A 13,646-nucleotide genomic window follows, 5' to 3' on the forward strand; every position below is an offset into this window, starting at 1 on the left:
TTATCAGGCAGAAAAGTGCAGCGCGGCATCCTGCGCCAGCGTCCAGCTTACCGGCTGGCCGGCGTGCCAGGCTTCGCGCGCGTGGCGATCAACCTGGATCGGCGCCGCCAGCCCGATATCAATACTCAGCCGCTGCGCTGCGCCGAGAAAGGTGGTGCCGAGGATGAAACCGGGGCGTGCGTAGCGCTGGTCCGCCGCCAGCAGCACATCCTCCGGGCGGCAGAAATGCTGCGGATTGCCACGCGCATCGACCCCGACACAGTTAATCGCGCCGACAAAATCCGCGACAAACTGTGACGCCGGGCGCTGGTAAATATTTTGCGGCGTATCGATCTGCACCAGACGTCCCTGCTCCATCACCGCAATGCGATCGCCCAGCGCCATCGCTTCCTGCTGATCGTGCGTGACGTAGACGGCGGTGATCGCCAGCTGTTTCAGCAGCGCGCCAATCTCCAGCCGCAGCCGGTCGCGCAGGCGCGCATCCAGCGCCGCCAGCGGCTCATCAAACAGCAGCACCTTCGGACGCGCCGCCAGCGCACGAGCCAGCGCTACGCGCTGCTTTTGACCGCCCGACAGCTTGTCGATGCTGCGCTGCGCCAGCGCGCTGAGATCCACCAGGGCCAGCATCTCCTGCACGCGCGCGTCGCGTTCGGCGCGCGCCACGCCCTGCACTTTCAGGCCGTAGGCGACGTTCTGCGCCACGTTGAGATGAGGAAACAGCGCGTAGTTCTGGAACACCATGCCCACGTTGCGTTTCTCGATCGGCAGCGCTGTCACGTTACGATCGTCAAACCACACTTCGCCGCCGTCGTCACAGCGCTCCAGGCCACTGATGATGCGCAGCGTGGTGGTTTTGCCACAGCCGGACGGACCGAGCAGCACCAGGGTTTCGCCAGGCTGCACCGTCAGATCGAGCGGCTGCAGCGCCAGCTGGTGATTAAAGTGCCGCGCACACTGGCGCAGCGTAACGGTTACGGCCGCAGGGTTCATGCCGCCTCCTTATTAGCACGCGTGAGCGTACGGTTGAGCCAGTGATTGACCGCGTTGAGCATCAGCAGCAGCGGCAGAATCAGCAAAATAAAGATCAGCGTGTAGGCCGAGCCCACTTCCAGTCGCATTGAGGCATAGCTGTCTGCCAGCCCCACCGGCAGCGTTTTTGTCAGCGGCGTATGCAGCATCCAGGTGATGTTGAACTCACCCACCGACAGGGTGATCACCATAAACGCCCCGGCGAGAATGCCGTTGCGACAGTTGGGCACCACCACGGTAAAAAAGCGTTGCCACAGGCTGGCACCGAGACTGGCCGCCGCCTCTTCCAGCCGCGGCATCTCCACCGCCTGCATTACCGCCAGCACCGGGCGCAGCATAAACGGCAAGGTAAACAGCACGTGACCGATGAGAATGAACAGCCAGCTATCGCGCAGGCCGGAGAACTGGCCGTACAGCAGGATGATGCCCAGCGCGGTGGCGAGGCCCGGCAGCGCGACCGGCAGCATCAGGCACTCTTCGATGCGCGCCGCCCAGCGCCGCGGCGCTTTTAACAATCCCCACGCTGCCGGCACGCCGATCAGCAGCGTGATCAGCAGGCAGGCCAGCGCAATCAGCAGCGACAGCCAGAAGGTGTCGGCGTAAAGCTGCCACACCTGGGTCACCCACTTCAGCGTCAGGCCGCTGCGCAGGCCGGTAAAGTAGTTGTTGGTCACGCCGGCCAGCATCGACAGCACCACCGGCACGATCATGAACAGCGCGGTGAGCACGGTGACCAGCAGTTGCAGGCTGAACAGGCCGCGACGTCTCATGTCACCTCCTGGTGAGCCAGTCGGCGCGCCAGCATCAGTGCCAGCCAGGCGACGCCGCCCATCACCACCGACAGTGCGGCGGCGGTGGCGAAATTGGCGTAGTTGGTGAATTCGCCATAAATGGTCAGCGGCAGCACCGCCAGATCGGTGCCCAGGGTAAACGCGGTACCGAAGGCACCCATGCTGGTGGCAAAACAGAGCGCGCCGGTGGAGAGCAGCGCCGGCTGCAGCCCCGGCACAATCACATCCCAGGTGATGCGCCACTGACTGGCACCCAGCGAACGCGCTGCCTCTTCAAGAGAGCGGTCGAGTTTTTCACTCGCCGCCACCAGCGTGATGATGGCGCGCGGCAGTGAAAAATAGAGATAGCCAATAAACAGGCCGGTAAACGAATAGGCCAGCATCCAGCGCTCGTGGAACAGCGCCAGGCTGATTTGCGCCAGCAGTCCCTGACGGCCCGCCAGCATCACCACCAGAAATCCCACCACCACGCCCGGAAAGGCCAGCGGAAACGTCAGCAGCGCCAGCAGCGTGCTGCGTCCGCTAAAGCGCTGGCGTGCCAGAAAGCAGCCGACTGTCGCGGCGATGGCCAGCGTCACCAGCGTGACGGCGAGCGACAGCAGCACGGTATTCAGCAGGCTGAGCAGATAGTGTGGCTGCGTCAGTACCGTCCAGTAGCCGCTGTGCCGGGTGCTGCGATCGTCCTGCATCGCCATCTGCAGCAGCCGGACAAACGGCAGCAGCCAGAAGGCGCAGAAGAACAGCAGCGCCGGCAGTGTCAGCCATAACCAGCGGCTGCCGGCCAGGCGCGGTGTCCGGCGGCACGAAGCCGCCAGGGTGTCGGTCATCGCCATCAGCGAATCTCACTCAGATAGCGCGCCGAGAAGGCTTTCTGCGCTGCCGCCATCTGCTGATAGTCAACGGTGTGCGCACGCGCATAGTCGCTGTCCGGCAGGAAATATTTCTTCGCTTCTGCGCTCATGGCGCCGGTGCGCACCGGGCGCAGGAACGCGCTGGCCCAGATGGCCTGCCCTTTGTCCGACAGCGCATAGTCGATCACTTTTTTGCCGTTTGCCGCGTGCGGTGCATTCTTCACCAGGCTGATGACGTACGGCACCGTTACCGTGCCCTCTTTGGGAATAACAAAGGCGACGTTAGCGTGATCTTTGTAGCGGGCGCGGTAAGCATTGAAGTCATAGTCGAGCAGAATCGGAATCTCGCCGGAAATCAGGCGCGCATACGCGGTCTGCTTAGGCACGATAGGCTGATTCGCCTGCAGCTTTTTGAACCAGTTCAGCGCCGGCGTGAAGTCCTGCATGTTGCCGCCCTTCGCCTGGTTGACTGCCACGGCCGCCACGTAACCGACAAAGGCGCTGGCCGGATCGAGATAACCAATCATGCCTTTGTATTCCGGCTTCAGCAGGTCGTCCCAGGATTGCGGCACCGGCGCGCCGCCCAGCGCATCGACGTTGACCATAAAGCCCATGGTGCCCGAGTGCAGCGCCACCCATTTGCCGTTGCTGTCTTTCATGCCGGCAGGAATGTCATCCCAGTGCGCCGGTTTGTAACTGGCGACCACGCCGGCGCTGTCGGCCTGAATGCCGAAGCTGACGCCGTAATAGACCACGTCGGCCACCGGATTGCCCTGCTCCGCCACCAGCTGCGCCAGCGCCTGGCCGGAGTTTTTGTTGTCCTGCGGCACCTGAATGCCGGTGTCTCTGGCAATCGCTTTGAGCTGAGTGCCCCAGTCGGCCCACTCGGGCGGACAGTTGTAACAGATGGCGGTTTCCGCCGCCTGCGTCAGGCTGGTAAACAACGCGCTGGCGCTGAGCGCGATGGCGCCGGCGTAAATTTTTACTTTTTTATGCAGCATCATGAGGTTCCCTGGTGGTGGCAATAAACGCGGGGGCAGCAACACTCTCACCGCTCCGCAACTGATGTGGCAGCACGCGGGTGCCGCGGCTGACGTTATGCAACAACATATCGATGGCGCAGGCGCCGAGCCGTTCGGCGGGCTGCGCTACGCTGGCCAGCGACGGGGCCATTTGTGCCCCCATCGCAATCCCGTCAAAGCCCATCACCGCGAGCTGCTGTGGCACAGGCACGCCCGCGCGCGCCGCCGCGCCAATCAGGCTGATGGCCAGCAGGTCGTTAGTGCAGATTACGGCGCTGAGCGGGGTGGCACCGCCGAGCATCGGGGCCAGCAGCGTAAAGTCGGATTGGGTGTGGCTGGCCATCTCAATCACCGGCAGCGCCGTCAGGCCCGCGTGCTGCATGGCATCGCAATAGCCCTGATAGCGCAGGCGCGCACGGTCTGACTGCAGCATCGGTCCGGCGACCATGGCAATGCGGCGATGACCAAGCGCCAGCAGCTGTGCGGTGGCTTCGCGCATCGCCTGGCGGTTATCCACGCACACCGCCGGCCAGTGGCTGTGCTGCGGCACGTTATGCGCCAGCACAAATGGCAGGCCAGCCGCCTGCAGCGTGCTGAGCACCGCGCTGTTATCCGCGTCGGCCACCGTCAGGACCAGGCCCGCCACGCGCTGGCGCAGCATATGTTCCACGATGGCGGCTTCGCGCTCGGGCTGGTAATCGCTGGTGGCCACCAGCAGGCCATAGCCGGCGTCGCGCGCCTGGCGTTCCATCGCCTGTAACTGGCAGGAGAAGATCGGGTTAAGCAGCGAGGGCAGCAGCACGCCGAAGGTGGTGGAGTGCTGCGTGCGCAGCTGGCGCGCGATGTGGTTAGGACGAAAGCCGAGCTGCTCCGACGCCGCCAGCACTCTCTCCAGCGTGTCGCGCCGCAGCAGATGGGGATCGGAAAAGGCGCGCGCGGCCGTGGCGCGTGAAACGCCTGCCAGCTTTGCCACCGTGAGTAAGTCGGACATGTTCGCCTCGTAAAGTGCCGATGAGATCGATCTCATTGGCGCCTAAACTAACGGCGAACTGTGACAGTGACATCGCGAAGGGATGACGAAAAGATGACAGCAGCCTGCGCGGCTGCCGGCAGGATTACAACATCAGGAAGGCGTAACCTTCGTTTTGCAGCGAGGCGACGGTGGTGCCGCTGGAGAGCGTGTGCGTGACGCGGGTATCGATCCAGTCGCGCTCCAGCTGATGGAAGGCCACCGACTGATCGCAAATGGTGACTTTCACCCCGGCTTTTTTCAGCTCATCAATCAGCTTCAGGTTAGGGTTATCGCTGCCGTACGCTTTACGGAACTGATCGTTATTGAGCGCTGCCGGCACCGCATCGCTGTTGATCGACACCACAAAGTTGAGCTGATTCAGCGGCACGCCGGCCGCGTAATAGAGGTTGGTGACGCGTGCCACGCGCTCAAGGCCGAGGTTCGGCTGATGGATATCCCCTTCACTGCGGTTGATCTGAAACACAATCTTATTGCTCAGCCCGGGCGTGTTGGCCGGGTTGTAATCCGGCGTGTTAACAAAGTGAATTTTACCGTAACCGGCAATCGCCGGCGTGCTCCAGAAATCCGCCGGTTCGGTTTTCTGGTCAGCGAATTTCCCGCTGACTTTATCCACCAGTTCCGGCAGCTGCAGCACATTTCCACCGACAAAGCCCGCCAGCGCGGCGATAACAATATAGGATGCTGGACGCATGACACTTCTCCTTAACCAAAGACGCGATTACATCTGTAAAAAGGCATAGCCCTGATTTTCCAGCGTCGACACCGTGGTCGGGCTGGATAATGCATGAATCACCGACCGGTCGATCCAGTCGCGCGGATAGTGATGGAACGCCACCGACTGATCGCACACCGAGACTTTGACGCCCAGCTTGTTCAGCGCGCCAATCAGCGCGAGGTTGGGGTTATCGACGCCGTAAAACTGCTTAAAATGCGCGTTATCCAGCGTGGCGGGCGTGGCATCGCCGGTCATCGACACCACAAACTGCAGCTGTTCGGCCGGTACGCCAGCGGCGATGTACAGATTGACCACGCGCGCCACGCGCTCCAGCCCGAGGTTAGGCCGTTTGATATCGCCTTCATTGCGGGTCAGCTGGAACACCACTTTGTTGCTCAGCCCCACCGCCGGTTTAAACGCGGCGTCGGCTTCATAATGAATTTTGCCGTAGCCCGCGACCGCCGGCGTGCTCCAGAACCCGTCCGGATCGGCAGGTTCAGCGGAAAAATGGCCCGCGATACGCTGATACAGGTCATCGCTTTTGATTACGGCGGCACCGACCATCCCACCCACGATGGCAATCAGGGCATAGGAAACAACAGAACGCATAGAAACTCTCCGGCATGCACTGCGCGTTAATTCACAGTCCGTTTGAAAAAGTGCTTTATCTATACCACAGCGCGCGGCGGGCAAAACGCCTGTACTGGCGGGCTGTCCGGCGTTTGGCTGCCAGCAGAAATCATTGCGCCAGCTGATTGAATAAGGCTGTTAATTGAGCTGTGCAGGCGAGTTGAAAAATAGCTGGCCGGAAAAACCAGCAGTCACCAGGGAAAGGGATGCACAGCAGATGACAGCGCCTCATCGTGTGGGTTAATGCTGTCATCGCGCGCCGCCAGTTGACCAGTGAGCAAAACCTGACCATTCATTTCTGGGCTGGTGATGCACGACCAGAGCATCACGATAAAAATCACTGATGGATAAAGCGGGCCAACCGTGGGATTTCAGACGTGTTTTTCAGAGTAAACCTGGAAAATTCCATGCCAGATTCAATTATTTTGAGCAACTTTACGTAACTTTAATTTCATGTTGTCGCTACGCCTGTCGCGTTGCCTTTCCGCTATTCAATTTTTTGCTACAAATTTCGCGCGAGACAGCCCATTTTTCACTTCACGTCAATGTGACGGCGGCATTTGCTTGTGTCGCCACTGTGGTTAAGATAGAGCCGCGGCAGGAAAGGAAACGCCGCCACAGAACATTGGCATGACTTTCCTGTCCAATGGCAGGAGACTTTTACAGGATCAAGGCATGTTTAACCGGTTGAAAAAATCAGTGCTGGCGGCCCTTATTCCTGCGCTGCTGCTTACGCCTGCGGTCGGTGTTCGCGCCGATCTGAGCGACAATCTGCCCGACATGGGTACCACAGCAGGTTCCACGCTCTCCATTAATCAGGAGCTGCAGATTGGCGACTTCTACGTGCGCCAGCTGCGCGCCAGCGCGCCACTGATCAACGATCCGCTGCTTAATCAGTACATCAATGAACTCGGTCAGCGGCTGGTGGCACACGCCCATTCAGTGCGCACGCCGTTTCACTTTTTCCTGATTCAGAATGACGAGCTCAACGCTTTCGCCTTCTTTGGCGGCAATGTGGTGCTGCACTCGTCGCTGTTCCGCTATACCGATAACGAAAGCCAGCTGGCGTCGGTGATGGCGCACGAAATTTCGCACGTGACGCAGCGCCATCTGGCGCGCGCCATGGAAGAGCAAAAGCGCAGCGCCCCGCTCACCTGGGTCGGCGCGCTGGGTTCGATTCTGCTGGCGCTGGCCAGCCCGCAGGCCGGGATGGCGGCACTGACCGGTACGCTGGCCGGTACGCAGCAGGGCATAATCAGCTTTACCCAGGGCAACGAGCAAGAAGCGGATCGCATCGGCATTCAGGTGCTGCAGCGCGCCGGTTTCGATCCGCAGGCGATGCCCGCGTTTCTGCAAAAGCTGGCCGATCAAAGCCGCTTCTCGTCAAAACCACCGGAAATACTGCTGACGCACCCGCTGCCCGATAGCCGCCTGGCCGACGCGCGTAACCGCGCCAACCAGATGCGCCCGGTGGTGGTGCAGTCGTCGCAGGATTTCTATATGGCGAAGGTGCGCGCGCTGGGTATGTACGCCACCGGTCGCAATCAGCTGACTGACGATTTGCTGAATGAGTACGCCAAAGGCAACACGCGGGAACAGCAGGCGGCGCAGTACGGCAAAGCGGTGCAGTTCCTGCAGGCGAAAGATTTTGCCAACGCGAAAAAGATCATCGCGCCGCTGCTGGCGAAGCAGCCGGATAACCTGTGGTTCCTTGATATCATGACCGATATCGACATCGGTCTGAACCAGCCGCAGCAGGCCATCAGCATGCTGAACGCCGCCCGCGGCAGCCAGACCAGTCCGGTGCTGCAGCTTAACCTGGCGAACGCCTACGTCGAGGCGAAGCAGCCGGCCAACGCCAGCCGCATCCTTAACCGCTACACCTTTGCGCACCCTGACGATCTCAACGCATGGGATTTACTGGCGCAGGCCTCAGCCGCGCAGGGGCTGCGCGATGAGGAGCTTTCGGCACGGGCTGAAAGTCTGGCGCTGAACGGCCAGCTCGATCAGGCCATCACCACCCTGAGCAGCGCCAGCGCCCAGGTGCCGCTCGGCAGCCTGAAGCAGGCGCGTTACGATGCGCGTATCGACCAGTTCCGCGAGTTACAGCGGCGTTTTAAGCAGTATGCAAAAGGGTAAATAGCCGGTTACGCGGGTGGATGACCGGCAGGATTTCGGTGCGCATTGATGCGCACCAGCAGTTATTCGTAGAGTGCGCATTCATGCGCACCAGCAGTTATTCGTAGAGTGCGCATTCATGCGCACCAGCAGTTATTCGTAGGGTGCGCATTCATGCGCACCTGGCAACAATGGATTACCCAGGATAAAAAAACATGGTCCGTATTTATCACAATCCGCGCTGCAGCAAGAGCCGCGAAACCCTCGCGCTACTGCAGCAACAGGGCATTGAACCGCAGGTGGTGCTGTATCTCGACACGCCGCCGGACATCGATACGCTAAAAACGCTGCTGCAACAGCTGGGCATGCACAGCGCGCGCGAGCTGATGCGCCGCGGCGAGGAAATCTATAAAACGCTGGGGTTGGCCAGTAACGATCTCAGCGAACAACAGCTGTTACAGGCGATGGTGAAGCATCCAAAACTGATCGAGCGGCCGATTGTGATTCAGGGCGACCGCGCCCGCATTGGTCGTCCGCCGGAAGCGGTGCTGGAGATTCTCTAAAGCCCCAGCGCCTCTTTCACGAAGGGAATGGTCAGCTTGCGCTGTGCGCTGATCGAGGCGCGATCAAGACGATCAAGCGTGTCAAACAGCGTGCGCATTTCGCGGTCGAGGCGTTTCAGCAGGAAACGCCCAACGTCTTCCGGCAGCTCAAAGCCGCGCAGGCCGGCACGCAGCTGCATCGCCTGCAGTTTGTCCTCGTCGGACAGCGGCTGTAAGCGGTAAATTTGTCCCCAGTCGAGACGTGACGCCAGATCCGGCAGGCCCAGATTGAGCTGACGCGGGGGACGATCGCCGGTGATCAGCAGGCGGGTTTTGCCGGTTTCCAGAATGCGGTTGTAGAGATCGAAGATCGCCATCTCCCACTCGGCTTCGCCGGCGATGCACTCAATATTATCAATGCACACCAGCGCCAGATTTTCCATGCCTTCCAGCACTTCCGGCACGAACCAGGTGCGCTTATCGAGCGGCACATAACCCACCGCTTCGCCGCGCGCGGACATTTCGGCGCAGGCTGCGTGCAGCAAATGGCTGCGACCGCCGCCTTCGCGTGACCAGAAGTAGAGATAGCTGCCGTGCTGTTGCGCCAGCGCGCCCTGCAGCGCCGCCAGCAGTGACGGATTTTCCCCCGGCCAGAAACTGGCAAAGGTTTCATCATCGGGTAGATAGAGTGGCAGTGAAAGCTGTGCCGGCGTGTTCAGAAGTACCTCAACGGATGAGCGGGCAGAAAACCGGGCAAGTTTATCACGATCCTCCGCAGAGATGAACCGGGCTTCCCTGCCCGCAGGATCCTTTAAAGCTCGCGTTTTTCTTCCGCGTCCAGCACCACTTCTTCCGGACGTAACAGACTGATTACGCGGAAAATCAGCGCCAGGCCAACGCCGACGATGGTGGCCAGCGCCATGCCCTTCAGCTCGGCGGCGCCCACGTGCACCTTCGCGCCACTGACGCCAATGATCAGGATCACCGAGGTGAGGATCAAATTCTGCGCTTTGTTGTAGTCGACTTTGGATTCAATCAGCACGCGAATACCGGAAGCGCCGATCACGCCATACAGCAGCAGCGACACCCCGCCCATCACCGGTACCGGGATCGCCTGAATGGCGGCAGCCAGTTTACCGACGCAGGAGAGCAGAATAGCGAAGATTGCCGCACCGCCGATCACCCAGGTGCTGTAAACGCGGGTGATCGCCATGACGCCAATGTTTTCGCCGTAGGTGGTATTCGGCGTGGAACCAAAGAAGCCGGAGATCATGGTCGACAGGCCGTTGGCGAACATCGAGCGATGCAGGCCGGGATCGCGAATCAGATCCTTCTTCACGATGTTGGCGGTGACCACCAAATGGCCCACGTGCTCGGCAATCACCACCAGCGCTGCGGGCAGGATGGTCAGCATCGCGGCCCACTCAAAGCGCGGCGTGTAGAAGGTCGGCAGCGCAAACCACGGCGCGTTTTCCACCGCGCTCCAGTCAACGATACCCATTGCCGACGACAGCGCGTAACCGACCAGCACGCCAATCAGGATCGGGATAATGGCGAAGAAGCCACGGAACAGCACCGAGCCAAACACCGTCACCGCCAGCGTCACCAGTGAAATGATGATGGTTTTACTGTCCGCGGTGGTGCCGTCAGCGGGCAGCAGCCCGGCCATATTCGCCGCCACGCCCGCCAGTTCGAGACCGATAACCGCCACGATGGCTCCCATCGCCGCCGGTGGGAACATGACATCGAGCCAGCCGGTGCCGGCCTTCTTCACAATCAGCGCCACGATGCAGAACAGTGCGCCGCACAGGATAAAGCCGCCAAGCGCCACTTCATAACCGAGCGGCAGCAGCAGCAACACCGGCGAGATAAAGGCAAAGCTGGAGCCAAGATAGGCCGGAATTTTGCCTTTACAGATAAACAGATACAGCAGCGTGCCGACACCGTTGAACAGCAGCACGGTGGCCGGGTTGATGTGGAACAGAATCGGCACCAGCACGGTGGCGCCGAACATGGCGAACAGGTGCTGCAGGCTGAGCGGAATGGTTTGCAACAGTGGCGGGCGTTCGCTAACGCCTATGGCTCTGCGAGTCATCATTTATCCCCTATACGTTTATTTTTATGCTCGTTCGTCAACACCGCACCTTATCGTAGTGGCGCAATTCATTGCGCCTTGTCCGGATGGGCACCATAGCTTGCCCGGCATCAGCGCGATAAATCGCGCCGCTACAAAATGTGCATCCTGTCGATACGGTGTCTGACTGAACGGTATTTTTGCCAAAAAAAAGCCGACTCTCTGGCCGGCTGGTTTATTTATTTGGTTCCGAAAATCTTGTCGCCGGCATCGCCGAGGCCCGGGATAATGTACCCCTTCTCGTTCAGGCCCTGATCGATTGACGCGGTGTACAACTCAACGTCCGGATGCGCTTTCTCCAGCGCGGCAATGCCTTCCGGCGCGGCCACCAGCACCAGCACTTTAATGCTGTTGCAGCCGGCTTTCTTCAGCAGATCGATGGTGGCGATCATCGAGCCGCCGGTCGCCAGCATCGGGTCAACCACCAGCGCCATACGCTCTTCGATGTTTGACACCAGCTTCTGGAAGTAAGGCACCGGCTCCAGCGTCTCTTCGTCACGGTAAACGCCCACCACGCTGATGCGCGCGCTCGGTACGTGTTCCAGCACACCTTCCATCATGCCAAGGCCAGCACGCAGAATCGGGACGACGGTAATTTTTTTGCCTTTGATTTGATCGACGTCGACCGGACCGTTCCAGCCTTCAATGGTCACGCGCTCGGTTTCGAGATCGGCGGTGGCTTCATAGGTCAGTAAGCTGCCCACTTCCGAGGCCAGCTCGCGGAAGCGCTTGGTGCTGATATCATGCTCACGCATCAGGCCCAGTTTATGTTTGACCAGCGGGTGTCTGACTTCCACGATCTTCATGATTATTCTCCCGGAATTGAGTTGAGCTAAAAAAAATCGCCGGATTATACCGCCTTTTTACCGCCGCGCCACCGGTGATTGGTCAGGTAACGTGCGCAAATCGCCTGAGAATAAGGATTAGCGAAAAATCAGCACGCTGCAAAGGTGCCCTGAGATGGGACTCGCAAACGTTTGCCTGCACTGGTAGAATTGCCGCGCTTAATTTTTGCCACCAACCGCAATCGCGTGGGGATTCCGCAGTGACCGACAAAACCTCTCTCAGCTACAAAGACGCCGGTGTTGATATTGATGCTGGTAACGATCTGGTTGACCGTATTAAAGGCGTAGTAAAGAAAACCCGCCGCCCGGAAGTGATGGGTGGACTGGGTGGCTTTGGCGCGCTGTGTGCGCTGCCGCAGAAATACCGCGAGCCGGTGCTGGTCTCCGGAACTGATGGCGTCGGCACCAAGCTGCGTCTGGCGATGGATCTCAAACGCCACGACAGCATCGGCATCGATCTGGTCGCGATGTGCGTGAACGATCTGGTGGTACAGGGCGCTGAGCCGCTGTTCTTCCTCGACTATTACGCCACCGGCAAGCTGGATGTGGATACCGCCTCCGCGGTGATCACCGGTATCGCCGAAGGCTGTCTGCAGTCGGGCTGTGCGCTGGTCGGCGGTGAAACCGCTGAGATGCCGGGCATGTATCACGGCGAAGATTACGACGTGGCCGGTTTCTGCGTCGGCGTGGTGGAAAAGTCCGAGATCATCGACGGCAGCAAAGTGCAGGATGGCGACGTGCTGATCGCGCTGGGCTCCAGCGGTCCGCACTCTAACGGCTACTCGCTGGTGCGTAAAATTCTTGAAGTCAGCCAGACCGATCCCACCACTAAACAGCTGGAAGGCAAACCGCTGGCCGATCACCTGCTGGCGCCGACCCGCATCTACGTGAAAAATATCCTCAGCCTGATTGAGCAGGTGGACGTGCATGCCATTGCTCACCTGACCGGCGGCGGCTTCTGGGAAAACATTCCGCGCGTCCTGCCGGATAACACCCAGGCGGTGATTGACGAGAAAAGCTGGCAGTGGCCGGCGGTATTCAGCTGGCTGCAGCAGGCCGGTAACGTCAGCCGTCACGAGATGTACCGCACCTTTAACTGCGGCGTGGGCATGGTGATTGCGCTGAGCCCGGCCGATGCCGACAAAGCGGTACAGCTGATGACCGCGGCTGGCGAGCAGGCGTGGAAAATTGGCGTGATTAACGCGTCTGATGCCGAAGAGCGTGTGGTTATTAACCCATGAAGAAACTGGTTGTACTGATCTCCGGCAACGGCAGCAATCTTCAGTCCATCCTCGACGCCTGCGAGAGCGGGCGTATCAACGGCAGCGTGGCTGCCGTTTTCAGTAATAAAGCCTCGGCCTATGGTCTGACGCGGGCGCAGCAGGCCAGCGTGCCTGCTCACGCGCTGTCCGCGCAGGATTTCGCCGATCGCGACGCCTTTGACCGCCAGCTGATGCAGCAGATCGACGCTTATGCGCCGGATCTGGTGGTGCTGGCCGGTTATATGCGCATTCTGAGCCCGGCGTTTGTCGCGCACTATCACGATCGTCTGCTGAATATTCATCCGTCGCTGCTGCCGAAATATCCCGGTTTGCATACGCATCGCCAGGCGCTGGCGAACGGGGACGCGGAACACGGGACGTCGGTGCATTTTGTGACTGACGAGCTGGACGGTGGACCGATCATTCTGCAGGCGCGCGTGCCGGTATTTGCTGACGATGACGAAGCTGAGATCAGCGCCCGCGTGCAGCATCAGGAGCACGCGATTTACCCGCTGGTGATCAGCTGGTTTGTCGAAGGACGCTTGCAGATGCGCGCGGGCAAAGCGTGGTTAGATGGTGAACCGTTGCCGCCGGAAGGTTATGCGCACGATTGATTGACCTTGGCGCCGTGCGCTTGCAGGAATTGCGCAATAAATTGCGCCGCTACGGGGCTG

Annotated in this window: 14 protein-coding genes; 4 read left to right on the top strand and 10 right to left on the bottom strand. The window is 60.1% G+C overall.

What is annotated here, in order from left to right; genetic code table 11:
* Positions 1-3: 3 nt before the first annotated feature.
* From OXR61_RS14275 to OXR61_RS14305, 7 genes are all read right to left on the bottom strand, one after another.
* Positions 4-990 (bottom strand): ABC transporter ATP-binding protein, encoded by a 987-nt coding sequence (locus tag OXR61_RS14275; RefSeq protein WP_021506599.1) that lies wholly within the window; start codon positions 988-990, stop codon positions 4-6.
* Positions 987-1,799 carry an ABC transporter permease subunit gene (locus OXR61_RS14280; protein WP_021506598.1) on the bottom strand — a complete coding sequence of 271 codons (813 nt, stop codon included), beginning with the start codon at positions 1,797-1,799 and terminating at the stop codon, positions 987-989. Before OXR61_RS14280 ends, OXR61_RS14275 begins: the two co-directional genes overlap by 4 nt.
* Positions 1,796-2,653 (bottom strand): ABC transporter permease, encoded by an 858-nt coding sequence (locus OXR61_RS14285; RefSeq protein ID WP_021506597.1) that lies wholly within the window; start codon positions 2,651-2,653, stop codon positions 1,796-1,798. Before OXR61_RS14285 ends, OXR61_RS14280 begins: the two co-directional genes overlap by 4 nt.
* Positions 2,653-3,675, bottom strand: a complete 1,023-nt coding sequence (locus OXR61_RS14290; protein WP_021506596.1) for an ABC transporter substrate-binding protein — start codon at positions 3,673-3,675, stop codon at positions 2,653-2,655. The genes OXR61_RS14285 and OXR61_RS14290 overlap by 1 nt, the downstream gene beginning before the upstream one ends.
* Complete coding sequence (locus OXR61_RS14295; RefSeq protein ID WP_021506595.1) at positions 3,662-4,684, bottom strand: substrate-binding domain-containing protein; 1,023 nt, start codon at positions 4,682-4,684, stop codon at positions 3,662-3,664. The genes OXR61_RS14290 and OXR61_RS14295 overlap by 14 nt, the downstream gene beginning before the upstream one ends.
* 124 nt (positions 4,685-4,808) lie before the next feature.
* Positions 4,809-5,417 carry a DsrE family protein gene (locus tag OXR61_RS14300; RefSeq protein WP_021506594.1) on the bottom strand — a complete coding sequence of 203 codons (609 nt, stop codon included), beginning with the start codon at positions 5,415-5,417 and terminating at the stop codon, positions 4,809-4,811.
* A gap of 27 nt (positions 5,418-5,444) precedes the next feature.
* Positions 5,445-6,050, bottom strand: a complete 606-nt coding sequence (locus OXR61_RS14305; RefSeq protein ID WP_021506593.1) for a DsrE family protein — start codon at positions 6,048-6,050, stop codon at positions 5,445-5,447.
* A gap of 696 nt (positions 6,051-6,746) precedes the next feature.
* Between OXR61_RS14305 and OXR61_RS14310 the strand changes: the two genes are divergently transcribed.
* Both OXR61_RS14310 and arsC read left to right on the top strand, forming a co-directional pair.
* The gene (locus tag OXR61_RS14310) at positions 6,747-8,210 is read left to right on the top strand and encodes a M48 family metallopeptidase (RefSeq protein WP_021506592.1); all 1,464 of its coding nucleotides are present in this window, start codon (positions 6,747-6,749) and stop codon (positions 8,208-8,210) included.
* A gap of 194 nt (positions 8,211-8,404) precedes the next feature.
* A complete protein-coding gene (arsC, locus tag OXR61_RS14315) occupies positions 8,405-8,752 on the top strand; it encodes an arsenate reductase (glutaredoxin) (protein ID WP_021506591.1) in 348 nt (115 codons plus the stop codon).
* Here arsC and hda read toward each other — a convergent pair.
* From hda to upp, 3 genes are all read right to left on the bottom strand, one after another.
* On the bottom strand, positions 8,749-9,450 hold the full coding sequence (hda, locus tag OXR61_RS14320) for a DnaA inactivator Hda (RefSeq protein ID WP_031279417.1): 702 nt from the start codon (positions 9,448-9,450) through the stop codon (positions 8,749-8,751). The genes arsC and hda overlap by 4 nt on opposite strands.
* A 92-nt stretch (positions 9,451-9,542) precedes the next feature.
* A complete protein-coding gene (gene uraA / locus OXR61_RS14325; protein WP_031279414.1) occupies positions 9,543-10,826 on the bottom strand; it encodes a uracil permease in 1,284 nt (427 codons plus the stop codon).
* A gap of 218 nt (positions 10,827-11,044) precedes the next feature.
* Positions 11,045-11,671, bottom strand: coding sequence for a uracil phosphoribosyltransferase (gene upp, locus OXR61_RS14330; RefSeq protein WP_010617600.1), 627 nt, complete (start codon positions 11,669-11,671; stop codon positions 11,045-11,047).
* 239 nt (positions 11,672-11,910) lie between these two features.
* On the opposite strand from upp, the gene purM reads away from it, so the two are divergent.
* Positions 11,911-12,951 carry a phosphoribosylformylglycinamidine cyclo-ligase gene (gene purM, locus OXR61_RS14335; protein ID WP_021506588.1) on the top strand — a complete coding sequence of 347 codons (1,041 nt, stop codon included), beginning with the start codon at positions 11,911-11,913 and terminating at the stop codon, positions 12,949-12,951.
* Positions 12,948-13,586, top strand: coding sequence for a phosphoribosylglycinamide formyltransferase (gene purN, locus OXR61_RS14340; protein ID WP_021506587.1), 639 nt, complete (start codon positions 12,948-12,950; stop codon positions 13,584-13,586). Before purM ends, purN begins: the two co-directional genes overlap by 4 nt.
* Positions 13,587-13,646: the final 60 nt, after the last annotated feature.

Source organism: Pantoea sp. GM_Pan_4, assembly GCF_026541005.1.
Classification (GTDB): domain Bacteria; phylum Pseudomonadota; class Gammaproteobacteria; order Enterobacterales; family Enterobacteriaceae; genus Pantoea; species Pantoea dispersa.